Below are 25142 nucleotides of genomic sequence, written 5' to 3'. Positions count from 1 at the left end.
CACGCCGCGCCACACCACGCCGAGTCGGCCCCGCCAACCCCCGTACCGCGCCGCCGACACGCACCCCAAACCGGCAGAACGGGCGTTATTCGTAGGGCGGCTGACGACTGTTCACACAGGCGTCATCATCCCGCCCGAAACGATCCGCGCGGAATCCGTTGCCCTGCACATCAATAAGGGCCATGATCTCTCACTTCAAGGTCGGCTGGAGAACCGTGGCGGCAGTCGCCGCGGCGCTGACCGTCTTCGGCCTCGCAGGGGCCGACGCCGAAGGCAGTACCGCCACCGCGGCGACCACCGGCCAGCGGTACTCCGCCGCCTGCCCGGCCGCGGACGTGGTGACTCCCGCCCTGAACAGCAATCTGATCGCCAACCCCGGCGCCGAGGACTTCACCGCGGTCACCTCGCTCGGCGCACCGGCCGGCGACACGCAGGACGTCCCCGACTGCTGGGAGGCGTCCTCTCCGATGAACGCGCCGGGCGCGGTCCTGGAGTCGACCTCGTCGTCGGCTCCCGGCCAGACCGGCAGCCGCACCTTCTACGGCGGCTACGACTACGACTCCCCGCAGGTCTCGATCGTGGGCGTCACCACCACGGCCACCCAGATGATCGACGTCAGCTCGCTGGACGCGGGCGGCAAGTCGTTCACGCTGACCGGCGCGATCGGCGGCTACACCACCCAGAGCGACTACGCCACCGTCACCGCCGCGTTCCAGGACGCCGACGGCGCCACCCTCGGCTCCGCGGCCCTGGCCCCGGTCAACGCCGCCCAGCGCGGCAACATCACCAGCCTGATTCCGGAAGCGGCGGCCGGCACGGTCCCGGCCGGCACGAAGAAGATCTTCGTCACTGTGGCGTCGACCGGCGTCAGCGCCGGCTACGGCATCGACGGCCGGGCCGACAACCTGAACCTGACGATCGCCCCGAGCGATTCGGGCCAGCACTACACCGCGCCCTGCCCGGCCGCCGACCAGGTCACCCCGGCGCTCAACGCCAACCTGATCGCCAACCCCGGCGCCGAGGACCACACCCCGGTCACCTCGCTCGGCGCACCGGCCGGCGACGACCAGACCGTCGCCGACTGCTGGACCAGCGCCTCCCCGCTCGACGCACCCGACGGCACGCAGGAGTCGGCGCCCTCGACCTCTCCCGGCGTCACCGGTGACCGGGTCTTCTACGGCGGCTCGAACCCCGACGGCGTCTCGGCCGCGGGCATGGTCACCAGCGGCACCCAGCTCGTCGACGTCGGCTCGCTGCACGCGGACGGGCAACCGTACAAGCTGACCGGCGAGGTGGGCGGCAACGCGTCGCAGGGCGACTTCGCCCAGGTCATCGCCACGTTCGAGGGCACGGACGGCGCGACTCTCGGCACGGCGTCCATCGGCCCGGCCACCGCGGCCCAGCGCGGCAACAGCTCCGCGCTGCTCTCGGACGGCACCTACGGCACGATCCCGGCAGGCACCCAGAAGGTCCTGGTCACGATCATCACGGCAGCCGTCGACGACGACCGCGACAGCGACGGCGCGGCCGACAACCTGAACCTGACCATCGGCCAGAAGTCGGTCGGCCAGACCTACACGGCGCCCTGCCCGGCCGCCGACCAGGTCACCCCGGCGCTCAACGCCAACCTGATCGCCAACCCCGGCGCGGAGGACTACACCGCCGCGACGGCGCTCGGCGCCCCGCTGGGCGACGACCAGACCGTCGCCGACTGCTGGACCAGCGCCTCCCCGCTCAACGCACCCGACGGCACGCAGGAGTCGCGTGCGTCGACGTACCCCGGCGTCACCGGCAGCCGGGTCTTCTACGGCGGCACGAACCCCAGCACCGTCTCGATCCCGGGCATCGCCACCACCGGCACGCAGACCATCGACGTCGGCTCGCTCGGCACGGACAGCCAGCCGTTCAAGCTCGCCGGCGACCTCGGCGGCTACTCGACGCAGAGCGACTACGCGACCGTCACGGCCACGTTCGAGGACGCCAAGGGCGCCACCCTCGGCGCGGGCATCATCGGCCCGGTCACCGCGGCCCAGCGCAACAACGTCTCCAGCCTGGTCCACCAGGCGTGGTACGGCACGGTCCCGGCCGGCGCCGCGAAGATCCTCGTCACCGTGGCCACGGTCGGTGTCAGCAGCGGCGCCAACAGCGACGGCACGGCCGACAACCTGAGCCTGACCATCGGCTCGGGCGCGGTGCCGTCGGGTCCGGTCCTCCAGACGATGCCGTACGCGTCGGTCGGTGACATTCCGGGCACCCACGTGGACCCGGGCACCGGCGCCGTCGTCCCCAACGTCACGCCGGGCTCGCTGTACCGGCCCGCGGGCGTGTCCGTCGGCGGCAACTCCGCGCAGGGGGCGCAGGCGAAGGCCGACGTCCGGGCGGAGCTGACCAGCGTCGGCGACGGCTCGGTGTACGTCTCGAACACCGGCGACAACGTGGTGGCCAAGCTGCGCAACGGCGACACCGCGATCATCGCCGGCTCCCTGGAGGACAACGGGGAGAAGGGCGACCACGGCAAGGCCACCGACGCGACGCTGTACCAGCCGGCCGGCACCGCGGTGGACGCGGGCGGCGACGTCTTCATCGCGGACAGCGGCGACAACGTGGTCCGCGAGATCACCCCGGACGGGCTGATCCGGCGGTTCGCCGGCACCGGGACCGCGGGCCGCAGGACCTCCTCCAGCGCGCTGTCGACCCAACTCGACGGCCCCGCGGCGGTGGCGGTCGACGCGGCGAGGAACGTGTACGTCTCCGACACCCACAACAACCGGGTGGTCGAGGTGTCCTCGAAGGGGAAGGTCGTCCGGGTGATCGGCACCGGCCGGGCCGGGTACGCCGGAGACGGCAAGGCGGCCACGCGGGCGCAGCTGAACCAGCCGAACGGGCTGGCGCTGGACGCGAAGGGCAACCTCTACATCGCGGACTCGGCCAACAACGTGATCCGCCGGGTGGACGCGAGGACCGGGACCGTCACCACGGTGGCCGGGAACCACGCCGCGGCCAAGGCGAGCGACGGGCTCGGCGGGTTCGCCGGCGACGGCGGACCGGCCACCGCGGCACGCCTCAACGACCCGCAGGGCGTGACCGTCGACGGCGCGGGCGACCTGTTCGTCGCCGACACCTTCAACAACGCGATCCGGCAGGTCACCCCGGACGGGACCATCACCACCGTGGTGAACTCCTCGGCCGCGCCGGGCGGGGAGAGCAGCGGCGCGGCGCCGACCGCCTCGAAGCTCAACACCCCGATCGCGGTCGCGGTCGACCTGTCCACCCACCTGCTGTACATCGCCGACACGCGCAACAACGCCGTCGCCCAGGTGCTCGGTGTCGCCCAGTCCGGCGCCGCGGCCGGCCCGGTGGCCCCCGCGAAGTCCTGACCCGGCCCTCACGAGACGAAGAAGAGAGACGATGAGCAACACCGCTTCCGAACAAGCGGGTTCGGCCCGCGCGGGTTCGGCCCATTCCGGTTCCGCCCGCACGGGTTCGGCCCATTCCGGTTCCGCCCGCTCCGGTTCCGCCCGCTCGGGCATGTCCCGCCGCCGGTTCATCACCAGTGCGGCGACGCTGGCCGGCGCCGCCGGTGCGGCCGGCGTGCTTCCGGAGAGCCTGGCGAAGGCCGCGGCCGCGAGCCCGGCCAAGGGCAGCCTGTCCCAGGTCAAGCACGTCGTGTACGTGATGATGGAGAACCGGTCGTTCGACCACTACTTCGGCATCTTCCCCGGTGCCCGCGGGTTCAGCGACCCGACGGCCATCAGGCTGCCGAACGGCGACTCGGTCTTCAAGCAGCCCGACCCGGCCAACCCCGACGGCTACCTCGAACCGTTCCACATGTCCACCATCAGCACCGGCGCGGCCGCGATACCGTCGCTGTCGCACGACTGGCGCGACCAGCACGCCTCGTGGAACCACGGCGCGATGGACGGCTGGATGACCACCCACCTCGCCTCGGACGGGGAGGTCAACGGCTCCTACACGATGGGGTACTTCACCCGCGAGGACATCCCGTTCCACTGGGCGCTCGCCGAGTCGTTCACCCTGCTCGACAACTACCACTGCTCGATCCTGGGCCCGACGGACCCGAACCGGCTGGTGTGGATGTCCGGCACCAACGACCCGCAGGGCAAGTTCGGCGGACCGGTGCTGGAGACCGTGACGCCGAACCCGATGACGCACCCGTCGGCGGCGGAGATCCTGTACGACGCGGGGTACAGCGTCAAGACGTACTTCTCCGGCGCGACCAGCGGGTTCAACGTGTTCTCGTGGTTCGCCAACTTCCAGAACCGGACCACCCTGCCGGCCGCCCTGTACAACTCCGTGATGAGCGGCGGCACGCTGTACGGGGACGGCACGCCCGGCCGGGTCGGCGACCCCACCAGCCCGACCGCCGCGGCGGACCCGAACCTCGGGTTCGAGGAGGACTGCGCCAACGGCGTTCTCGCGGACGTGTCCTGGCTGTACATGCCGAGTGCGGCCGACGAGCACCCGCCGAACCTCCCCGCGGCCGGCGCGCAGTACCTCGCGTCGAAGCTGGAGGCGCTCGCGGCCAACGAGGACCTGTGGAACTCGACCGTGTTCGTGCTCAACTACGACGAGAACGACGGGTTCTTCGACCACGTGCCGCCGCCCGTCCCCCAACCGCACAAGTACCCCGAAGAGTTCGTGACCGTGGCCTCGCCGAAGGGCACCCCGGGCGGCGGCCTGCCGGTCGGCGCCGGCTTCCGGGTGCCGTGCATCATCGTGTCCCCCTGGACCGTGGGCGGCCGGATCTTCTCCGAGGTCTCCGACCACACCTCCGGGCTCCAGTTCATCGAGACCCTCACCGCCGCCGGCGGCCTGTCCGGCAACGGCCCGGTCACGTTCACCCCGATCAGCAAGTGGCGCCGCCGCACCTTCGGCGACTTCACCGGGGCGCTGCGCCTGCACGACCGCAAACCGGCCCCGAGCAACCCGCAGTTCGAGCCCGGCACCACGGCGGCCAACCTCGCCGCCCAGACCACGGCCGCGGCCCAGCCGATGCCACCCCGCCCGGGAGCGACCCAGACCATGCCGAAGCAGTCCCACGGCCCCACCACCAAGAACTGACCTCCCCCCAACCCCACTCCCTTCACCCCCAACCCCCGCAGGCCGTCCGCCCCACCGGACGGCCTGCGCCGTTGTCTCCCCGGAGTACCGGGTGCCGCGCGAGGGAAGCACTCGCAAGAGGGGGTGACGGAATGGCGACGTTCGCACCGGGTACCACCGTCGTCCGCCGGGATGTCTTCCACGGCCGGGTGTGGAGCGCTCAGTCTCTCCGGGTCGTGCACGACTCCCCGGCGGCGCTCGTCGCTGCGTGCCGGCCGGGCAGCGAAGGGCTGGCGCCGACGGCGTGGATCGCGACGCAGATGTCCGGCGACACCGCGATCCGCCGGCAGGCACTGCACGATCTCGCCTCGGGCGACTGGCGACTGGGCCGGTGGAGGTGGCGGGACACGGTCCTGCTGCTGTGGAATCCCCCGGCGACGTACTTCAGCGTCAACGCCTTCTACCACCCCTACGGCGACCACCACCTCGACCGCTGGTACGTCAACTTCCAGCGCCCGCTGCGCCGTACGACCCTCGGCTTCGACACCTTCGACCTGCTGCTGGACCTCGTGGTCGCACCGGACCTGTCCGGGTGGGAGTGGAAGGACGAGGACGAGTACGCGCAGGGGCGCCGGCTGGGCATCGTGGACGACGAGGACCACGCGGCGGTGGAAGCCGCACGCGGCCAGGCGCTGTCGATGATCGAGCGCGGCGAGGGCCCGTTCGCGGTCGACGCGGGCTGGAGCGGCTGGAGTTCGTCCGCTGGGTGGCCGACCCCGGTCCTGCCGCGGGCAGTGCTGCGGACGGACCTGCCCTGACCGCGGGCGTCCGGGCGAGGCGGCTTCGGACGGGTCAGGGGGTGGGTGGGGATTGGGCGGTGGTGATGTGGAGGGTGACCGCGGCGAAGAAGGGGGCGCGGGTGAGGTGGTCGAGGAAGGCGGCGGCGGTGTGGGGGGTGAAGTAGCCGGCGGCGAGGGCGCGTTCGGTGGTGCGTTGGAGGCCGAGGACCTGGTCGGCGGTGCGCAGGTCGCGGAAGACGGTGGGGACGGGGAGGACCGCGGGGACGGTGAAGCCCGCGGCGGCGGCCAGGCGCGGGAGTTGGCGGCCGATGGCGCCGTTGCGGACCACGCGGTCGGTGAGGTGGCGGGTGTAGGCGCGGGTGAGGTCGAGGTCGGGGTGGTCGATGGAGAGGGTCTCCCAGTCGGGTTCGGCCATCACCAGCAGTCCGCCCGGGCGCAGGACGCGGCGGGCCTCGGCGAGCGCGCGGGCGGGGTCGGCCACGTGCTGGAGGACCCGGTCGGTGTGCGCCCGGTCGACGGTCGCGTCGGGGAAGGGAAGGGCGTGCAGGTCGGCCAGTTGGACGTGGGTGGAAGGAAGGAGGGCGGTACGGGTACGGGCCCGGGCGGCCATGTCGGGGTCGCGGTCGACGCCGAGCACGGTGCCGCCCGGGCCGGCCTCGTCCGCGAGGGCGGGCAGGTCCGTGCCGGGGCCGCAACCGAGGTCGAGGACGGTGTGGCCGGGCCGTATCGCGAGGGCGTCGAGCGCGGCGCGCTTGTACGCGCGGGCGGCGCCGGTGGCGGCCAGCCGGTCCTGGTAGGCGATCCGGTCGGGCACGGCCGCCTCGAACACGGCGTCCGCGGTCCTGGCCAGCGACCGCGCCTCGCGGGCGAGCACCTCCCGCCCGGCGGCGGTGAGCCGCAGCGGGCGCTGCCGCTGCCCCGGCCGGTTGTCCAGGTACTCCACGAGCCGCTTCGCCGCCAGCCGGGCCAGCGCGCCGGACAGGCTGCCCCGGCCGAGCCGCGCCCCGGTCATCCGTTCGACCGCGCTGTTGACGGCGTACCCGTGCAGGGGCCCGTCGGCCAGCGCGCTCAGCACCAGCATCTGGGCGTCGTTCGTCCGCATGGTGTCAACTCCTGTGCACCGGAGGGTGGGTGGGGGACGGTTCCCGGCGAGCCGGGTGTCCGGGGGCGCCGGGTGCCCGGCAGGCCGCCGGCGGCCGGGGGACCGCGGGCGACGCGCTCGGGACGCCGCGCACCCGGGTGCCGAATTCCGGCCCGCGGGACGTAACACGCGGCGCGTGTCATCGTTTCGTATTATGGCGGGTCCGCTGACAGGTTCCGCACTCCTCCGGAAGGACCGCGGCATGCGCATGGCCGACCCTCTCTACGCCCTCTACACGCGGCGGTTGCGCCGCCGGGTCGCCGCGTCCGCGCCGCTGCCGCGGCACATCGGGCTGATCATGGACGGCAACCGGCGCTGGGCCCGGCAGATGGGCATCGCCAACCCGAGCCTGGGGCACAAGGCAGGCGGCGAGCACGTCGAGGACGTGCTGTCCTGGTGCGACCGCCTGGACATCCGCCACGTGACCGTCTTCGTCTGCTCCACGGAGAACCTGGCCCGCCGCGACAGCGCCGAAGTGGCCTTCCTGATGGGCCTGATCGAGGACCTGGTGGGCCGGCGCCTCGCCCGCCCGGACTCCCGCCGGCAGATGCACATCGCCGGCTCGCTGGACGCGCTGCCCGACCGTACGGCCGAGGTGCTCAAGGAGGCCGTCGAGGTGACCCGCGACTGCGCCACCGGGGCACACGTCACGCTCGCCATCGGCTACGGCGGCCGCCAGGAGGTGGTCGACGCGCTGCGCGAACACCTCTACGAGCAGGCGGAGTCCGGCCGGACGCTGGGCGAACTCGCCGAGGAGATCGACGTCGAGGACGTGGCGAGGCACCTCTACACCGCCGGGCAGCCCGACCCCGACCTGGTCATCCGCACCAGCGGCGAGCAGCGCATGTCGAACTTCCTGCTGTGGCAGAGCGCTTACGCGGAGCTGTACTTCTGCGAGGCGTACTGGCCCGCCTTCCGCGAGCTGGACTTCCTTCGCGCGGTGCGCAGTTACTCCGACCGCCAGCGCCGCTGAGCGGGCGCACCCGGCGCAAGTGCCCGGCCCCGCCGGCGGAAAGGTCCGGCCCCGCGGCGGAATCGCCCTGACACGGTGACCGGCCGGGCGGTACGGTCGTCGGGCCCGCCACGCGGTGGCGCGAGGATCTGGGGGGATCTGGGGATGAGCCGGTCGACCGTCCGTCGCGTGTCCAGGGCCGCCACGGCGGCCCTCCTCGTCCCGCTCGCGCTGGCGTCGTGCCAGGGCGCCGCACCGCACCACCAGCACCGCGCCGCCGCTCCTACGGCAAGCACGCCGGCTCCGAACCCGCACACCGCCGACCCCGACCCCCGGCACCTGGCCCTCGGCGACTGCTTCACGGCGGACCGCACCCTCACCCTCATCGGCGCCACGATGCCGCTCGCGCCCGTACACATCGTGCCCTGCACGCAGCCGCACACCGCGGAGGTGTACGGCCGGTTCACCTTCTACCAGGGCCACCTTCCCTACCCCGCCCCAGACGACCTGACCGGCACCGCCGAGGCTGACTGCAAGAACCTCGTCACCGCCTACGACATGGACAGCTGGACGCTCTCCCCGACCGTGGACCTGGCCCGGTCGCTGCTGCCGACGCGGGCGGAGTGGGCGGCGGGCGACCAGGACATCATCTGCTACTGGGTGCCGCGCGGCGGCTCCCCGACCACGACGGTGCTGCGCCACGACAAGACCTCGCTGCGCCCCGACCAGTACACCTACCTCGACGCCGCCGACCGGCCGGAGTCCGCCCTCGCAACGACCCCGCGGTCGCAGGGCGAGGACGACCTGAGCTCCTACCAGTTGTGGGCGGCCGGAGTGGCCGACTCGTTCACGACCGAGGCACAACTGCTCGACGGGCACCACTGGCCGGCCAGTGCCCAGGGTCCGGCCAACGCGCTGCTCCAGCGGGTCCGCGCGCTCGCCGCGCAGTGGCGCGACGCCTCCGAGAGCGCGTCCCCGACCGGCATCAAGCGCACGACGCACACCCTCCAGGGCGAGAACTCCGTGCCGCAGGAGCGCGCCGTCCGCCAGGCACTGGGCCTGCCCACCACCCGCGCGCGCTGACGCCGCGACCGGCGGCCGACCGACCCCCGCCGCCCGGGGCCGCAACCGGCGTCACGACGAAGCCGCACCCCCACTTGGTAACGAGTTGGACGAGGCTGCGCCGAGCCCCCTTGACGCTCCACTGACAGCGGGCCTACCTTGACATTCGCCAATAGGAAAGTTTCCTAACAGTGAACTGAGGGAGGATGGCGCGCATGGCTGGCACCCCAGGAACGCCGCGCGTACTGCGCGCCATGAACGACCGCGCCGCGCTCGACCTCCTGCTGGAGCACGGAACGCTGTCCCGGACCCGGATCGGCAAGCTCACCGGGCTGTCCAAGCCGACCGCGTCGCAGCTGCTCGCGCGGCTGGAGGCGGCCGGGCTGGTGCTCGCCACCGGCACCACCGCGGGCCGCCCGGGGCCCAACGCCCAGCTGTACTCGGTGAATCCGGCCGCCGCCTACGTCGCCGGCCTGGACGTGAAGACCGAGCGGATCAGGGCCGCGGTCGCCGACATCACCGGCCGCACCGTGGGCGACTTCCGGCTGCCCACGCCGAGCCACCGCGCGGGCAGCGCGGTGGAGCACGTGCTGCGGGCGCTGGAGGGCGCGGTGAAGGCCGCCGGGCTGAACCGCTCCGACCTGCACCGGCTGGTGATCGGGACGCCCGGCGCGTTCGACCCGAGCACCGGACGGCTGCGCTACGCCAGCCACCTGCCCGGCTGGCACTCCCCCAGCCTGCTCGACGAGCTGGCCGCCGCGCTGCCGATGCCGCTGGAGTACGACAACGACGTGAACCTCGCCGCGGTCGCCGAGCAGCGCATCGGCGCGGCCCGCGGGCACGGCGACTTCGCGCTGCTGTGGAACGAGGAGGGCATCGGCGCCGCGTTCGTGATAGGCGGCAAGCTGCACCGCGGCTGGACCGGCGGCGCCGGCGAGGTCGGCTTCCTGCCGGTGCCCGGCACCCCCCTGGTCCGCAACGTCGTCAAGGCGAACAACGGCGGCTTCCAGGAGCTGGCCGGGTGCAACGCGGTGCTGCGGACCGCCCGTGAACTGGGCCTCGACATCCCCGAGGGCAGCCTGGAGGACGCCGCGACCGCGGTGCTGTGCCGCGCGGCCGCGTACTACGAGGAGGCGGCGGGTGAGGACGGCAGCGGGGAACCCACCGGTCCCTACGCCGAGTTGCTCGCCCGCTGCGCCACCGGCCACGCCATCGGCCTGGCCTCGATCGTCGCGGTGCTCGACCCGGAGCTGATCGTGCTGGCCGGGAACGTGACGGTGGCCGGCGGCGAGCCGCTGCGCGCCATGATCCAGGCCGAGCTGGCCGAACTGGCCGTACCCCGGCCCCGGTTGGTGCTCGGCACGGTCGAGATGCATCCCGTACTCAGCGGCGCCCTGGAGAGCGCGCTCGCCACCACCCGCGACGAGGTGTTCGACACCTCGCGCTGACCCGTCCCCGCCCGCCGCCGACCGACCGCCGCCGACCGACCGCCACCCGCAGCCCCGTACGCCCGCACCCGCACCCGCACCCGCACCCGCCGAGCCCGACACCCGCACCGCAGCACACCGCACCACATCGCACCCGCCGAGAACAGCGGAACGGCAGCCACGCGCCGTCCCGTCGGCACCGCACACCCTCAACCCGCCCCGCCCCCACCCCCACCTCCCGGAGGTAAAGCGCAGTGTCCCGTCTGACGAAGGCCGCGGCCGTCGCCGCCGCCGCCGCGATATCCCTGCTCGCGAGCGCGTGTACCGGCCAGAGCTCTTCCGGCGCCACCGACGACGCCAGCAAGGACGTGACCATCAACTTCTGGCACGGCTGGTCCGCGCCCAACGAGTTGAAGGCGATCAACGACAACGTCGCCCGCTTCGAGAAGCTGCACCCGAACATCCACGTCAAGGTGCAGAGCAACATCACCGACGACAAGATCAACCAGGCGCTGCGGGCCGGCGGCAGCAAGGCCCCCGACGTGGTGTCCTCCTTCACCACCGACAACGTCGGCCAGTTCTGCTCCTCCGGCGCGCTCACCGACCTCTCGCCGTTCCTGAAGAAGTCGAAGATCGACACGGCGACCACGTTCCCGAAGACGATGCAGGAGTACACCCAGTTCAACGGCGTGCAGTGCACGCTGCCGCTGCTGGGCGACGCGTACGGGCTGTACTACAACAAGAAGGAGTTCGCCGACGCCGGCATCTCCGCCCCGCCCAAGACGATGTCGGAACTCAAGGCCGACGCCGTGAAGTTGACCAAGTCCAAGGGCGACTCCTACTCCCAGCTCGGCTTCATGCCGGACTTCCACGGCTACGAGTCCACCCCGGGACACTTCGCCGCCCAGTGGGGCGTGCACTACTTCGACGCCAACGGCAAGGCCCAGATGGCGTCGGACCCCGGCTTCGCCGCGATGTTCGACTGGCAGCAGGACATGGTGAAGTCGCTCGGTGGCTTCTCCAAGCTGGAGAAGTACCGCAACACCTTCGGTGACGAGTTCGGCGCGAAGAACCCGCTGCAGACCGGCCAGGTGGCGATGGGCATCGACGGCGAGTGGCGGCTGGGCATGGCCAAGGACGCCGGCATGAACGACCTGGGCGTGGCGCCCTTCCCGGTGCCCGACAACCAGGCGAGCAGCTACGGCAAGGGCTACGTCACCGGCACCATCGTCGGCATCGCCAACACCAGCACCAAGAAGAACGCCGCCTGGGAGCTGGTGAAGTTCATGACCACCGACACCGACGCGGTCGTCTCCTTCGCCAACGCGATCCACAACGTGCCCTCCACGCTGGCCGCGCTGAAGTCCCCGAAGCTCGACCAGGACCCGGGCTTCAAGACCTTCATCGACATCGCGCTGAACCCGGCCAGCACCACCACCCCGCCGAGCGTCAACGGCGGCGCCTACCAGGTGACGTTGCAGGACTTCGGCTACGACTACGAGTCCGGCAAGTCCAAGAACCTCAAGTCCGGGCTCGAAGGCGTCGACACGCAGGTCGACAAGGACATCGCGCAGGCCAAGTGATGAGCGCCGTCCACCCCCTGCTGCGCGCCAAGCGCAGAAAAGCCGCCCTGCGGAACCTCGCGTTCCTCTCCCCGTGGATCATCGGGTTCGCCGTCTTCTTCGCCTACCCGCTGCTGTCCACCGTCTACTTCTCGTTCATGCACTACAACGGCTTCAACCCGCCGACGTGGACCGGCGGGAAGAACTGGTCGTACGTCTTCACGCAGTACCCGCTGTTCTGGCCGGCACTGCGCAACACGCTGTGGCTGGTCATCGTGATGGTCACCCTCCGGGTGATCTTCGGGCTGGGCATCGGCATGCTGATCACGAAGATCAAGACCGGCGCGGGCCTGTTCCGTACCGCGTTCTACCTGCCGTACCTGGCTCCGCCGGTCGCCGCCACCATGGCGTTCGTCTTCCTGCTCAACCCCGGCACCGGCCCGGTGAACAACATCCTCGGCGGGCTCGGACTGCCCACCCCGGGCTGGTTCACCGACCCGCACTGGGCCAAGCCCGCGCTCACCACGCTGGCGCTGTGGGGCATCGGCGACCTGATGGTCATCTTCATGGCCGCGCTGCTCGATGTCCCCAAGGAGCAGTACGAGGCAGCCGAGTTGGACGGCGCGGGCCCCTGGTCCCGGTTCCGGTACGTCACGCTGCCGAACATCTCGCCGATCGTGATGTTCGCGGTGGTCACCGGCGTCATCCAGACCATGCAGTACTACACGCAGCCACTGGTCGCCGGGAAGGTCGCCTCCGGCATCATCGGCAACTCCGGCCAGCAGTTCGAGCCGGGCTACCCCGACAAGTCCACCCTGACCCTGCCGCAACTCGTCTACAACCTGGGCTTCCAGCGCTTCGACTACGGCTCCGCGTGCGTGGTCGCCCTGGTGCTGTTCGCGCTGGCGATGGCGTTCACGGCCCTGCTGATGCGGCGCCGCAGCGGCTTCCTGGCCGCGGAGGACTGACCCGAGATGACGCACATGACCGACACCACCCTCGCCGCCGGATCGGCGCCGTCCCGCACCGGCCACGCCCCCGACCCCCGCGCCCTCAAGGCCGCCCGGCGCAGGCGCACCCTGCACTGGATCGGCGTGCACTCGCTGGGCATCGCCGCGGCCGCGTTCTTCGTGCTGCCGTTCGTCTTCGTGGTGCTCACCGCGCTGATGAGCGACAACCAGGCGCTCACCCGGTCGCTGTGGCCGCACCCCTTCGAGTGGTCCAACTTCCGTACCGTCTGGGACACTCCGGGCTTCCTGACCTGGTGGCGCAACACCCTGGTCTACTCGGTGGCCGGCACCGTGCTGACCGTCGTGTCGTCGCTGCCGGTCGCCTACGCGCTGGCGAAGTTCCGCTTCCGCGGCCGCAACCTGATCATGGTGCTGGTGATCTCCACCATGATGCTGCCGCCCCAGGTGATCATCATCCCGATGTACCTGTTCTGGACCAAGCAGCTGCACATGGACGGCACGCTGTGGCCGCTGATCATCCCGATGGCCTTCGGTGACGCCTTCACCATCTTCCTGCTGCGCCAGTTCCTGCTGACCATCCCCAAGGAGTACACCGAGGCGGCCAAGGTCGACGGCTGCGGCGAACTGCGCACCCTGCTCACCGTGATCGTCCCGATGATCCGCCCGGCGATTGCCGCGGTCGCCCTCTTCCAGTTCTTCTACTGCTGGAACGACTACTTCGGCCCGCAGATCTACGCCAGTTCCAACCCGGCGGCGTGGACCCTCAGTTACGGATTGGAGTCCTTCAAGGGCGCCCACCACACCAACTGGAATCTGACCATGGCGGCCACCGTTCTGGTGATGGCCCCGGTGATCGTGGTCTTCTTCTTCGCTCAAAAAGCCTTCATCGAAGGCGTGACCCTGACAGGAGTCAAGGGATGAAACTGGCGGTCGTGGGCGGCGGGTCCACATACACACCCGAACTCATCGACGGGTTCGCGCGGTTGCGCGACACCCTGCCAGTGGAGGAACTGGTACTGATCGACCCGGCCGCGGACCGGCTGGAGCTGGTCGGCGGGCTGGCCCGGCGGATCTTCGCGAAGCAGGGCCACCCCGGGCGGATCGTCACCACCGACAACGTGGCCGCCGGGGTGGAAGGCGCCGACGCGGTGCTGCTCCAGCTGCGGGTCGGCGGGCAGGCGGCGCGCAACCAGGACGAGACGTGGCCGCTGGAGTGCGGCTGCATCGGCCAGGAGACCACCGGCGCGGGCGGCCTCGCCAAGGCGATGCGCACGGTGCCGGTGGTGCTGGACATCGCCGAGCAGGTGCGCAGGGCCGCACCGGACGCCTGGATCATCGACTTCACCAACCCGGTCGGCATCGTGACCCGGGCGCTGCTCCAGGCCGGGCACAAGGCGGTCGGGCTGTGCAACGTGGCCATCGGCTTCCAGCGCAAGTTCGCGCGGCTGCTGGACGTGGCACCCGAGCAGGTGCACCTCGACCACGTGGGGCTCAACCACCTCACCTGGGAGCGCGGGGTGCGGCTGGGCGGCCCGGACGGCGAGAACCTGCTGCCCAAGCTGCTCGCCGAGCACGGCGACGCCATCGCCGAGGACCTGCACATGCCGCGCGGGATCGTGGACCGGCTCGGCGTCGTCCCGTCGTACTACCTGCGCTACTTCTACCAGCACGACGCGGTGGTGCGGGAGTTGGGCAGCAAGCCGTCGCGGGCCAGCGAGGTCGCCGCGATGGAGAAGCAGCTGCTGGAGATGTACGGCGACCCGGCGCTCGACGAGAAGCCGGAGCTGCTGTCCAAGCGGGGCGGCGCGTTCTACTCGGAGGCGGCCGTCGCGCTCGCCTCCTCGCTGCTGCGCGCCGGGTCGCCCTCGTGGAGCGGCGACGTGCAGGTGGTCAACACCTACAACAACGGCACCCTGCCCTTCCTCGCCGACGACGCCGTCATCGAGGTGCCCGCGCTTGTCGACGGCACCGGCGCCACACCGCTGCCGGTGCCGCCGCTGGAGCCGCTCTTCGCCGGCCTGGTCGCGAACGTGACCGCGTACGAGGACCTGGCGCTCGAAGCGGCGCTGCGCGGCGGCCGGGACCGGGTGTTCGCCGCCCTGCTGGCCCACCCGCTGATCGGGCAGTACGAGTACGCCGAAGGTCTGACGGACCGTCTGATCGCGCACAACCGGGAGCACTTCGCGTGGGCGTGACTTCGGAGCCGCTCGTCCCCGGTGGCGTCCTCGCCATCGACGCGGGCAACAGCAAGACCGACGTCGCGCTGGTCGCCGCCGACGGACGGGTGCTCGGCAGCGCCCGCGGCGGCGGCTTCCAGCCGCCGATCGTCGGGATCGACCCGGCCGTCGCGGTCGTCACCGAGGCGGTGGAACGCGCGGCCGCGGCCGCCGGGCTGCCGGCGGCCGGCGACCGCGGCGGCCGGCCGCTGGCCGAGCACACCTCGGCGTGCCTGGCCAACGCCGATCTGCCGGTCGAGGAAGAGCAGTTGCAGGCGGCGGTGCACGCGTGCGGGTGGGCGCGCAGCACGTACGTCGCCAACGACACGTTCGCGATCCTGCGGGCCGGCGTCGAACAGCCGCGCGGCGTCGCCGTGGTGTGCGGCGCCGGCATCAACTGCGTCGGCCTGCTGCCGGACGGGCGCACCGCGCGGTTCCCCGCGATCGGGAAGATCTCCGGGGACTGGGGCGGCGGGTCCGGACTGGCGGAGGAGGCGCTGTACTTCGCCGCGCGCGCGGAGGACGGGCGCGGCGAGCCGACCGCGCTCGCCACCTCGCTGCCCGCGCACTTCGGGCTGCGCACGATGTACGAGCTGATCGAGGCGCTGCACCTGGAACGCATACCGTACGTACGGCGGTACGAACTCACGCCCGTGCTCTTCGCCACCGCCGACGCCGGTGATCCGGTCGCCTGCTCCGTGGTCGACCGGCAGGCCGAGGAGATCGTCTGCCTCGCGACGGTCGCGCTCCGGCGGCTCGACCTCCTCGACGACGAGGCCGACGTCGTCCTCGGGGGTGGTGTCATGGCCGCGAGCAATCCCCGTCTCATGGGCGGGATCACCGCGGGGCTCGCCTCGACCGCGCCCAAAGCCCGCGCCCACGTGGTCACGGCGCCCCCGGTGCTCGGGGCGGCCCTCCTCGGCCTCGACCACACCTCCGCTCCCGCTTCCGCCCAGTCCACCCTCCGCGCTCACTACCCGTAGGGCGCCCCTGTCCCCCCGGGGACGGATGTCCCGTCCGCCCCGGGACCACCGGCCGGTGGATGGCTGGTCGCGCAGTTCCCCGCGCCCCCGAACGGCGAACCTCCCCCCCACGGCGACCAGCCACCCCCAAGGGACCCGGGGAACCGCGCAACCACCCACCCCCAAGGGGCCCGGGGAACTGCGCAACCACCCACCCCCAAGGGGCCCGGGGAACCGCGCAACCACCCACCCCCAAGGGGCCCGGGGAACCGCGCAACCACCCACCACCAAGGGGCCCGGGGAACCGCGCAACCACCCACCACCAAGGGGCGCGGGGAACTGCGCGACCAGCCACGACGGTGAGTCAGTTCGCCACCGGCCAGAAGGGGCAGCCGCAGTCGCATCCAGGCCACCGGCCGATGGACGGCTGAACAGGCATAGCCCCGCGCCCCATCAGGGCACCCCCGTGCCGGGAAGTGGGCACCCTCTCGGGCAAAGGGTGCCCACGGAACCGTGCAGCCGCCGGAGGCGTGTGCAGAGGTAGGCGGCGGCAGCCATACTGCTGCTGCAAGCTGACCGCATCGTGGGGAGGGCGCGTGACGCAGACGCCGACAGGTGGCGTGCCTGTGCAGAGCCAAGGCCGAAGCCAGGTCCAGGGGTACGCAGGGGGATTGACCGGTGGGCCGCACCCCGGGCCGCACCCCGGGGTGCAGCCGGAGCACGCCGCCGCACCGGGAGCGGCCCCGCGCCGCGCCTGGGCGGAGTCCACGGCCCGGCTCCGCGCGGCGACCACCACCGAGCCCGGCCGGCTCCGCCTGATCGGCGCGGTCCTCGCCGTCCTCGTCATCGCGTTCGGCGCCGTCACCGCGTGGCAGGTCGCCGAACGGCAGTCCGCCGCGGGCCATGTGATCGACCACAGCGCCCCGTTGAGCGCGAACGCCGCCGAGATCTACCGCTCCCTCGCGGACGCGGACGCCACCGTCGCGGGCGGCTTCCTGGTCGGCGGCGAGGAGCCGAAGGAGGTGTCCGACCGCTACCAGAGGGACATCACCACGGCCGCCAAGCTGATCGCCGACGCCGCCGCGAACAGCGCGGGCTCGCAGGAGGCCCGCACCCAGATCGCCACGCTGAACAGCCATCTCCCGCAGTACACCGAGCTGGTGGCGACCGCGCAGGCCGACAACCGGCAGGGCCTGCCGCTGGGCGGCGCCTACCTGCGGTACGCCGACACGCAGATGCGCAAGCAGGGCGGCCTGCTGGACGCGGCCGACAAGCTGTACCAGGCCGAGAACGCCCGGCTGGGCTCCGACTACTCCGACGCGAAGGCGCTGCCGTACGCGTCGTGGGCGCTGGGCGTGATCGCGCTGGCCGCGCTGGTGTGGGCGCAGCGCCGCCACTACCGCCGTACCAACCGGGTGTTCAACCGGGGCATGCTGACCGCGACCGCGGCGTCCGCGGCGGTGCTGCTGTGGCTGGTCGCGGCGCACACCCTGGCCCGTACCGAACTCGCCGACTCGTACACGCACGGCGCGAAGTCGATGCAGGTGCTCAACAACGCCCGGATCGCGGTGCTCCAGGCCCGCGGCGACGAGAACCTCACGCTGGTGGCGCGCGGTTCCGGCGACGAGTACGAGTCGAAGTTCGAGAAGGAGATGGCCACGCTGGCCGGCAAGTCCACCGCCGCGAGCGCGAAGGGCGGCGGCGAGCTGGCCCAGGCGCTGGCGCTCGCCGACAAGGAGGCGGGCCGCGCCCCGGTGCGCTCCGCGATCGAGAACGCGAGCGCGTGGCGGCAGCGGCACACCCGCGAGCGCGCGGCCGACGACGGCGGCGACTACACCACCGCGGTCGCCGAGGTGATCGGCGTGAAGAACAGCGGCGGCGAGTTCACGGTGGCGAACACCACGCAGGAGAGCTTCAGCGCGGTCGACACCAGCCTGGGCAAGGCCGTCGCGCAGGAGCAGAAGGAGTTCCACCAGTCCGCGACCGACGGCCGCGGCGCGCTGTCGCTGCTGCCGTACGGCGCGGGCCTGCTGGCCGCGCTCGCCGCGGGCGCCGCGCTGATCGGCATCGGGCGGCGCCTGTCGGAGTACCGGTGAGCGGCGTGCGAACGTACCGAGGGTGGGGCCGGTTCGGCCGGGTGGAGACGAGGGAGGTCGCGGTGAGCCGTACGGCACGTGGATGGGGCGGGGTCGCGGCGATGGCGGCGGCCTGCGCGCTGACCGTCACAGCGGCGCTGAGCCCGCTGGGCGTCGGGCCGTTCGGCGGCGCCACGGGGGCAGGGCGTACGTCGTCGCCCGCGAGCGGCGGGCCGGTCGCGCACGCGCGGGACGCCGCCGCCACCGACTCCGGCACCTGCACCACGCCCGAGGCGAGCCTGTCGCCGTCGTCCGGCACCACCGACGGTGCCGCCGTGGAACGGATCAAGAAGCGCGGGCGGCTGATCGTCGGCGTGGACCAGAACAGCTACCTGTGGGGCTTCCGCGACCCGGAGACCGGCGCCATCGCGGGCTTCGACATCGAGATCGTGAAGGCCATCGCCCAGAACATCCTGGGCAGTTCGGCGAAGGTGCAGTACCTGACCGTGCCGACGAACAAGCGGGTGACCGACATACAGCAGCACAAGGTGGACATGGTGGTGCGCACCATGTCCATCACCTGCTCCCGGTTGAAGGACGTGGCCTTCTCCATCGCCTACTTCGAAGCCGGCCAGCAACTGCTGGTCCCGAAGGACTCGCCGATCACCGGGTACAACGACAGCCTCAAGGGCAAGACGGTGTGCACCGCGTCGAGTTCGACCGGGGAGGCCAAGCTGAAGCAGGGCGCGCACGGCGCGAAGATCAAGCTGGTCGACAACCAGCTGGACTGCCTGGTGCTGCTGCAACTCGGCATGGTCGACGCGGTGTTCACCGACAACGCGCTCGCCGCGGGACAGGCCGCGCAGGACCCGACCGTGCACCTGGTGGGAACTCCCGTCACCGAGGAGCCGTACGGTGTGGCCATGAACCTGGACGACCAGGACCTGGTGCGCCGGGTCAACCAGGTGCTGGTGGCTTACGAGGCGGGCGGCGCGAGCAGCGAGTGGATGCACCAGTACCAGACCTGGCTCGCCAAGGACCTGCCGGACGTCACGGGACCGCCGCAACCGAAGTACAAATAAGGGAAGGGGTGTTCCGACGCGTACGGCGGGCTCGGCCGGCGCGGCGCACGCGCCGGACACGCGGAACACGCGGAACACGCGGGACACGCGGAACACGCGGGCCACGCTGAGCAGAACGGGCAGGGCGGGCAGGGCAGGCACGAAGGGCACGGCGACGATCACGGCAGTCGGAGCGGGCAGGGCAGGCACGGCGGACGGGAAGAGGGTGTGATGGCGGTCGTGGGAGCATCCGGACCGGTGATGGGCCGGGAGGACGTCGATCTCGCGCTGGAACGGCTCGGCGCCGAGCACGAAGCCGTCGAGACCTCCCTGCTCGCCCTCCAGGACCACTCCGGGCGCAGGCTGCTCGAAGGCGCCGAGTTGACCGGTGTCACCAAGGAGCGGTGGCAGCGCACCGACACGGCGGTCACCGCGCTGTGGGCGCACTTCGAGGCGTACACCGAGGCGTTGACCGCCGCCCGCGAGCTACGGGCCCGCCGCCGCTGGCCGACCCAGACCGAACTCGCCCGGCTCACCGAGCTGTTGCGCGGCGACGGGATCACCGTGCTGGGCGGCACCGTGCCGGACCACGAGCGCTCGCTGACCGGACCGGCCCGCGTCAGCGAGCAGATGAGCCTGGACGAACTGGTCCGGCGGATGAACAGCTGGTACGACCAGGCCATGGAGACGGTGGCCGCCGCCGACGCGGTGTGGTCCGCGCTGCCGGCCAGGATCGACCTGCTGGCCGCCGAGACGCAGCGGGTCCGCTCGCTGGCGCACTCGGTCGGCGTCCGCCCGGGCGGCCACCCCGCCGGTGACGAACTGGAAGCGCTGGTCGAGGAGTTGACGCAGCTCCGGGCCCGTACGGTCTCCGACCCGCTGGCCTTCTGGAACCCGCGCCCGGCCCCCGGCCGCCCCGACACCTCGCGCTACGACGACGCCGGCCGGCGCCTTGAGGAGATCCGCCGCGAGGTCGAGGCGGTCCTGCACGTGCGCGACGACGCCGAACACCGGCTCGGGCGGCTGCGCGACGTGATGTCGCGGGCCGACCGCACCCTCACCGAGGCCCGCGGCGCCCGGGTCGAGGTGCTGTCGAAGATCCTCGCCTCCGACGTGCCCGCGGTCAGCGGCCCGGCCGCCGCGCTGCACGAACAGCTCGGCGCGGCCGAGGAGTTCGCCAGGACCGCGCAATGGCACCGGCTGTCCCCGCTGCTGGACAGCCTGGAGGGGCACGCCGACGACGAACTGCTGCGGGCCCGGGAGTCGTTGACCGCGGTGACTGCCCCGCTGGCGGTCCGCGCCGAGCTGCGCGGCCGGCTCGACGCGTACCGGGCGAAGGTGGCCCGGCTCGGTATGGCCGAGGACCCGGTGCTGATCGAACGGTACGACCAGGCGCGGCGGCTGCTGTGGAGCGCGCCGTGCGACCTCGGCGCGGCCGAACGGGCCGTACGCCGCTACCAGCAGGCGGTCACGGAGCTGGGCAGCACCCCGCGCACCCCCACCGACCGCCGGGGGCCGGCATGAGCGGGCACCCGCGCACGACCGCGGCGACCGTCACCCGTAGAGGCACGGATACGGACACGGGTTCGGGTCCGGGTTCGGGTGCGGCTTCGGCCGCGGCCACGGACCCGCGCGCGAGGATCGGCAGCAGTACGAAGATGGCGTCAGGGACAGGGAAAGGCTGAGGGGGAGACCGTGAGCGAGTGCCAGCGACCCGGCTGCGACGGGACCTTGGAGGACATGGGCGGCGGGGACCTGTACTGCGGCACCTGCGGTCTGGCGCCCGTGGTGGTGGCCGCACCCGCGGGACCGGTGCCGGGCGCGGGCGCCGCGGGCGGGTTCGGCGCGGGCTCCGGCGGTGCGGGCGGCGCGGCCGTCCCCGGCGCGCGCTCCGGCGCGGACTCCGGGCAGTCCTCGGCCGGCAGCTCCTCCGCGCACTCCTCCCGCTCGTCCCGCTCCTCCACCTCCCAGGCGTCCCGCCGTTCGGTGTCGGGCCGGCTCTCCCAGTCGCTGGCCGGCAGCTCCACCGGCCGCTCGGTGTCGGTGCGCACCACCCGCGGCACCGGCAGCGGCCCCACCCGCGGCAAGCTGGGCGCCGGCCTGGTCAGCGTGCCGACGGTGCCGAAGCCCGACCCGGCCGCCGCGGTGCTGGAGAACCCCGAGGTACCCGAGCGCAAGCGCTACTGCAGCAAGGGCGACTGCGGCGCGCCGGTCGGCCGCAGCCGCGAGGGGCGGCCCGGCCGCACCGAGGGCTACTGCACCAAGTGCGGGCACCCGTACTCCTTCACGCCCAAGCTGCGCCCGGGCGACCTGGTGCACGGGCAGTACCACGTGATGGGCTGCCTGGCGCACGGCGGACTCGGCTGGATCTACCTCGCGGTGGACCGGGCGGTCTCCGACCGCTGGGTGGTGCTCAAGGGCCTGCTCGACACCGGCGACGAGGACGCGCTGGCCGCCGCGCTGTCCGAGCGGCGCTTCCTCGCCGAGATCGAGCACCCCAACATCGTGCGGATCTACAACTTCGTCGAGCACCTCGACCAGCGCACCGGCACCCTCGACGGCTACATCGTGATGGCTTACGTCGGCGGCAAGTCGCTCAAGGAGATCGCCAACGAGCGCCGCGCCCCCGACGGCAAGCGCGAGCCGCTGCCGGTCGCGCAGGCCATCGCGTTCGCCATCGAGGCGCTGGACGCGCTCGGCCACCTGCACAGCCGCAACCTGCTGTACTGCGACTTCAAGGTGGACAACGCGATCCAGACCGAGGACCGGCTCGAACTGATCGACATGGGCGCGGTGCGCCGGATGGACGACACCGAGTCGGCGATATACGGCACGGTCGGCTACCAGGCACCGGAGGTCGCGGAGGTCGGCCCGTCGGTCGCCTCCGACCTCTACACCGTCGCCCGCACCCTGGCGGTGCTGACCTTCGACTTCCAGGGCTACACCAACATCTTCGTGGACAGCCTGCCCGACCCGGACAAGATCGAGGTCTTCCGGCGCTACGAGTCCTTCTACCGGCTGCTGGTGCGTGCCACCGACCCGGACCCGCACAAGCGGTTCGCCTCGGCCGAGGAGATGTCCGACCAGCTGCTCGGCGTGCTGCGGGAGGTCGTCGCCCTGGAGTCGGGCTCGCCGCGGCCGGCCCTGTCCACCCTGTTCGGTCCCGAACTGCGGGTGGTGGACACCCAGTTGGTGCGGCCTGTGACCGGCGACACCTCGCGGCTCGGCGCGGTGCGCCCGCCCGACGGGAAGCGGCGGTCCAGAAGGGACAAGGGCGCCCCGGCGCTGTCGGCCGCTCCCGCGGGTGCGCCGGTGCTGCCGGGCGCGCCCCCCGCGGCGCTTCCCGGGCAGGTCGCGCAGGCCGCGCCGGCCGGGGTGTTCGGGCCCGCGACGGGTGGCGCCACCCCGCCGCCCGGGCTGCCCGTCGCACCGCAGGCGCCCACCGGGGCTCCGGCGGGCGGCGGTTGGGGTCCGGGCCGGCCGATCGTCTCCCGGCTCGACGCGGCCGCGGCCGTACTCGCGCTGCCCGTACCGCATGTGGACTCCACCGACCCCAACGCGGGCTTCCTGGCCGGCATCGCGGCCGCCGCCCCCGGCGAGATGGTGACCGCGCTGCGGTCGGCGCCGATCGACTCCGTGGAGAAGCGGCTGCGCGAGCTGCGGGCCCTGCTGGAGCTGGACGACACCGCCGGCGCCCAGGCGGTGCTGAGCGGCCTCGACGGCTCCGGCGACGACAGCGCCGACTGGCGGGTGGTCTGGCACCGCGGGCTGGTCGGCCTGTGCACCGCCGACCACGCGACGGCGGCGCTCAGCTTCGACGCGGTCTACGACGCGTTCCCCGGCGAGCCCTCGCCGAAGCTGGCCCTGGGCATCTGCGCGGAGGTGCTCGGGCAGCTCGACAACGCCGCCGAGTACTACCGCCTGGTGTGGACCACCGACCACAGCTACGTCAGCGCGGCCTTCGGGCTGGCCCGGGTGCTGCTGAAGTCCGGCGACCGGGTCGGCGCGGTGCGCGCGCTGGAGTCGGTGCCCGAGTCCTCCATCCACTACACCGCCGCCCGGGTCGCCGCGATACGCGCCCGGCTGCGCGACCGGGCCCCGCAGGAGCCGCTGCTGCCCGACCTGCACGCGGCGGCCCGCCAGGTGGAGGACCTCCAGCGGCAGGGCCTGGACCACGACCGTCGCGAGCAGCTCGCCACGGAGGTGTACGGCAGCGCGCTGGACTGGGTGCTGGCCGGCCGGACCGGCGCGGGCACCGCGCCGACCGGGCCGGTGCTCGGCGCCGAACTGGACGAGCGCGGACTGCGGTTCGGCCTTGAGCGGTCCTACCGGGTGCTCGCCCGGCTGGCCCGCCAGGGCGGTACGAGGATCGAACTGGTGGAGCGGGCCAACCGCTTCCGCCCCAGGACCTGGGTGTAAACCGATGCCACCACTGCCCGAGTCGGCGCCCTCGGCGCCCACGGCCCGCCCGACGATCTGCCCGGGCTGCTCCGAACCCCAGGCCCCCGACGACCGGTTCTGCGGGGGCTGCGGCCGCGACCTGAGCGTGCCACCGCCCGAGCCCGAGCCGGATGCGGCGGAGCCGAACGCGTCGGCCCAGGGTGCTCCTGCGCGGGGTGTTCCGGCGCCGGGCGCTCCCTCGCCGCACGTGCCGGGTCCCGACGCCGCCGCGCCCGCCGTGAACGGCGCCGCCGCCGACGCCACCGGTGCCTTCCTGCTCGCTCCCCCGCGCAGCGGGTCCTCCGAGGACACCCTCCCGCTCGGCTTCACCGCCCGGCTCTCCGACGAGAGCGAGAGCGAGAACGGCGACGACGAGGGCGAAGCGACGGCGGGCGGCGGCCAGGCCGCGACCGGGACCGGGACCGGAACCGCGACCGGGAGCAAGGACGGGACCGGCTCGACCGGCCGTTCGGCCACGACCGGCACGGTGTGCGTGGCCTGCGGCCTCGGCGGGGTGGACGACGACGGCTACTGCGAGCACTGCGGGCACGCGCAGCCCCGCCAACGCGACCACCAGGAGAAGGAGTTGGAGGGCGTGGCCGCGGTGAGCGACCGCGGCCTGCGGCACCACCGCAACGAGGACGCGTTCATGCTCGGCACCGCCGCCCTGCCCGACGGCAGCGCCGCCGTCGTGGCCGTGGTGTGCGACGGCGTGTCCACCGCCTACCGTCCCGACGACGCCTCCGCCGCGGCCTCCGCCGCCGGCAGCGAGTCGCTGCTCGCCGCCCTGGAACGCGGCACCTCCCCCGACGACGCGATGCGCGACGCGCTGATGGCCGCGTTCGACGCGGTGGGCGCGCTGGCCGAGGAGGAGTCTCCGGAGCCGATCACCGCGCACCACAACGCCCCGGCGTGCACCTGCGTCAGCGCGGTCATCACCGGCCCGGTCTTCACCGTCGGCTGGATCGGCGACAGCCGCGCGTACTGGGTCCCGGACGACCGCCGCACGCCCGCCGCACGCCTCACCGAGGACGACTCGTGGGCGGCGCGGATGGTCTCGGCCGGGCTGATGTCGGAGGCCGAGGCGTACGCCGACGAGCGGGCGCACGCGATCACCGGCTGGCTGGGCGCGGACGCGGTGGAGGTCGATCCGCACGTGGCGGCCTTCCAGCCGGAGGGCCCGGGCGTGATCGTGGTGTGCACCGACGGACTGTGGAACTACGCAGAATCGGCCGCGGAGATGGCCGAGGCGCTGCCGGCCGACGCCCGTGTCCGGCCGCTGGCGAGCGCGCGTTCGCTGCTCGGCCTGGCCCTCGACGGCGGCGGCCACGACAACGTAACGGTCGCGGTGCTGCCGTTCCCGGCAAGCGTCGCACGGGCAGGATTCCCCTCCGCCTAGCTCTCGCCGGCGC

At 72.7% G+C, this 25142-nt stretch carries 17 protein-coding genes; 16 read left to right on the top strand and 1 reads right to left on the bottom strand.

All coding sequences use genetic code 11. The features are described from left to right. Window positions 1-182: 182 nt before the first annotated feature. The 3 genes from OG896_RS26560 (at window position 183) to OG896_RS26550 (ending at window position 5879) form a co-directional block, all read left to right on the top strand. Window positions 183-3377, top strand: a complete 3195-nt coding sequence (locus OG896_RS26560) for an NHL domain-containing protein (RefSeq protein WP_329369337.1) — start codon at window positions 183-185, stop codon at window positions 3375-3377. Between the two features lie 31 nt (window positions 3378-3408). Beyond that, window positions 3409-5082, top strand: coding sequence for a phospholipase C (locus OG896_RS26555; RefSeq protein ID WP_329369335.1), 1674 nt, complete (start codon window positions 3409-3411; stop codon window positions 5080-5082). 131 nt (window positions 5083-5213) lie between these two features. Beyond that, on the top strand, window positions 5214-5879 hold the full coding sequence (locus OG896_RS26550; protein ID WP_329369332.1) for a DUF402 domain-containing protein: 666 nt from the start codon (window positions 5214-5216) through the stop codon (window positions 5877-5879). Window positions 5880-5913: 34 nt separating this feature from the next. Here OG896_RS26550 and OG896_RS26545 read toward each other — a convergent pair whose 3' ends face one another. Next, window positions 5914-6963: a methyltransferase domain-containing protein gene (locus OG896_RS26545; protein ID WP_329369330.1), complete on the bottom strand. Its 1050-nt coding sequence runs from the start codon at window positions 6961-6963 to the stop codon at window positions 5914-5916. A gap of 241 nt (window positions 6964-7204) precedes the next feature. Between OG896_RS26545 and uppS the strand changes: the two genes are divergently transcribed. The 13 genes from uppS to OG896_RS26480 all read left to right on the top strand — a co-directional run bounded on the left by uppS (window position 7205) and on the right by OG896_RS26480 (window position 25129). Next, window positions 7205-7975: a polyprenyl diphosphate synthase gene (gene uppS, locus OG896_RS26540; protein WP_329369328.1), complete on the top strand. Its 771-nt coding sequence runs from the start codon at window positions 7205-7207 to the stop codon at window positions 7973-7975. 168 nt (window positions 7976-8143) lie between these two features. After that, the gene (locus tag OG896_RS26535; protein ID WP_329369326.1) at window positions 8144-9037 is read left to right on the top strand and encodes a septum formation family protein; all 894 of its coding nucleotides are present in this window, start codon (window positions 8144-8146) and stop codon (window positions 9035-9037) included. 185 nt (window positions 9038-9222) lie between these two features. After that, window positions 9223-10464 carry an ROK family transcriptional regulator gene (locus OG896_RS26530; protein ID WP_329369325.1) on the top strand — a complete coding sequence of 414 codons (1242 nt, stop codon included), beginning with the start codon at window positions 9223-9225 and terminating at the stop codon, window positions 10462-10464. Between the two features lie 233 nt (window positions 10465-10697). Beyond that, on the top strand, window positions 10698-12026 hold the full coding sequence (locus tag OG896_RS26525; protein ID WP_329369323.1) for an ABC transporter substrate-binding protein: 1329 nt from the start codon (window positions 10698-10700) through the stop codon (window positions 12024-12026). Continuing rightward, a complete protein-coding gene (locus OG896_RS26520) occupies window positions 12026-12973 on the top strand; it encodes a carbohydrate ABC transporter permease (RefSeq protein ID WP_329369321.1) in 948 nt (315 codons plus the stop codon). Before OG896_RS26525 ends, OG896_RS26520 begins: the two co-directional genes overlap by 1 nt. Before the next feature lie 15 nt (window positions 12974-12988). Further along, window positions 12989-13897, top strand: a complete 909-nt coding sequence (locus OG896_RS26515) for a carbohydrate ABC transporter permease (RefSeq protein ID WP_328464269.1) — start codon at window positions 12989-12991, stop codon at window positions 13895-13897. Next, window positions 13894-15171: a 6-phospho-beta-glucosidase gene (locus OG896_RS26510; RefSeq protein ID WP_329369319.1), complete on the top strand. Its 1278-nt coding sequence runs from the start codon at window positions 13894-13896 to the stop codon at window positions 15169-15171. Before OG896_RS26515 ends, OG896_RS26510 begins: the two co-directional genes overlap by 4 nt. Beyond that, window positions 15162-16175 carry an N-acetylglucosamine kinase gene (locus OG896_RS26505; RefSeq protein WP_329369317.1) on the top strand — a complete coding sequence of 338 codons (1014 nt, stop codon included), beginning with the start codon at window positions 15162-15164 and terminating at the stop codon, window positions 16173-16175. Before OG896_RS26510 ends, OG896_RS26505 begins: the two co-directional genes overlap by 10 nt. A gap of 650 nt (window positions 16176-16825) precedes the next feature. Then, window positions 16826-18250, top strand: a complete 1425-nt coding sequence (locus tag OG896_RS26500; protein WP_329369316.1) for a hypothetical protein — start codon at window positions 16826-16828, stop codon at window positions 18248-18250. 101 nt (window positions 18251-18351) lie between these two features. Continuing rightward, window positions 18352-19311 carry a glutamate ABC transporter substrate-binding protein gene (locus tag OG896_RS26495; RefSeq protein WP_443057271.1) on the top strand — a complete coding sequence of 320 codons (960 nt, stop codon included), beginning with the start codon at window positions 18352-18354 and terminating at the stop codon, window positions 19309-19311. A gap of 210 nt (window positions 19312-19521) precedes the next feature. Continuing rightward, window positions 19522-20814, top strand: a complete 1293-nt coding sequence (locus OG896_RS26490) for a hypothetical protein (RefSeq protein ID WP_329369312.1) — start codon at window positions 19522-19524, stop codon at window positions 20812-20814. A 216-nt stretch (window positions 20815-21030) separates the two neighbouring features. Beyond that, window positions 21031-23709: a serine/threonine-protein kinase gene (locus OG896_RS26485; RefSeq protein ID WP_329374297.1), complete on the top strand. Its 2679-nt coding sequence runs from the start codon at window positions 21031-21033 to the stop codon at window positions 23707-23709. A 4-nt stretch (window positions 23710-23713) separates the two neighbouring features. Beyond that, complete coding sequence (locus OG896_RS26480; protein ID WP_329369310.1) at window positions 23714-25129, top strand: PP2C family protein-serine/threonine phosphatase; 1416 nt, start codon at window positions 23714-23716, stop codon at window positions 25127-25129. Window positions 25130-25142: the final 13 nt, after the last annotated feature.

The organism is Streptomyces sp. NBC_00669 (assembly GCF_036226785.1).
Lineage (GTDB): Bacteria > Actinomycetota > Actinomycetes > Streptomycetales > Streptomycetaceae > Actinacidiphila.
The sequence above is the reverse complement of the archived record's forward strand: the minus strand, read 5'-3'. Positions and strand labels throughout refer to the sequence as shown.

Bases quoted from the DNA above. Each gene is read 5' to 3' on its own strand.
- OG896_RS26560 (WP_329369337.1), top strand. From the start codon at position 183: ATGATCTCTCACTTCAAGGTCGGCTGGAGAACCGTGGCGGCAGTCGCC.
- OG896_RS26555 (WP_329369335.1), top strand. From the start codon at position 3,409: ATGAGCAACACCGCTTCCGAACAAGCGGGTTCGGCCCGCGCGGGTTCG.
- OG896_RS26550 (WP_329369332.1), top strand. From the start codon at position 5,214: ATGGCGACGTTCGCACCGGGTACCACCGTCGTCCGCCGGGATGTCTTC.
- OG896_RS26545 (WP_329369330.1), bottom strand. From the start codon at position 6,963: ATGCGGACGAACGACGCCCAGATGCTGGTGCTGAGCGCGCTGGCCGAC.
- uppS (WP_329369328.1), top strand. From the start codon at position 7,205: ATGCGCATGGCCGACCCTCTCTACGCCCTCTACACGCGGCGGTTGCGC.
- OG896_RS26530 (WP_329369325.1), top strand. From the start codon at position 9,223: ATGGCGCGCATGGCTGGCACCCCAGGAACGCCGCGCGTACTGCGCGCC.
- OG896_RS26520 (WP_329369321.1), top strand. From the start codon at position 12,026: ATGAGCGCCGTCCACCCCCTGCTGCGCGCCAAGCGCAGAAAAGCCGCC.
- OG896_RS26515 (WP_328464269.1), top strand. From the start codon at position 12,989: ATGACCGACACCACCCTCGCCGCCGGATCGGCGCCGTCCCGCACCGGC.
- OG896_RS26510 (WP_329369319.1), top strand. From the start codon at position 13,894: ATGAAACTGGCGGTCGTGGGCGGCGGGTCCACATACACACCCGAACTC.
- OG896_RS26495 (WP_443057271.1), top strand. From the start codon at position 18,352: ATGGCGGCGGCCTGCGCGCTGACCGTCACAGCGGCGCTGAGCCCGCTG.
- OG896_RS26490 (WP_329369312.1), top strand. From the start codon at position 19,522: ATGGCGGTCGTGGGAGCATCCGGACCGGTGATGGGCCGGGAGGACGTC.
- OG896_RS26485 (WP_329374297.1), top strand. From the start codon at position 21,031: ATGGGCGGCGGGGACCTGTACTGCGGCACCTGCGGTCTGGCGCCCGTG.
- OG896_RS26480 (WP_329369310.1), top strand. From the start codon at position 23,714: ATGCCACCACTGCCCGAGTCGGCGCCCTCGGCGCCCACGGCCCGCCCG.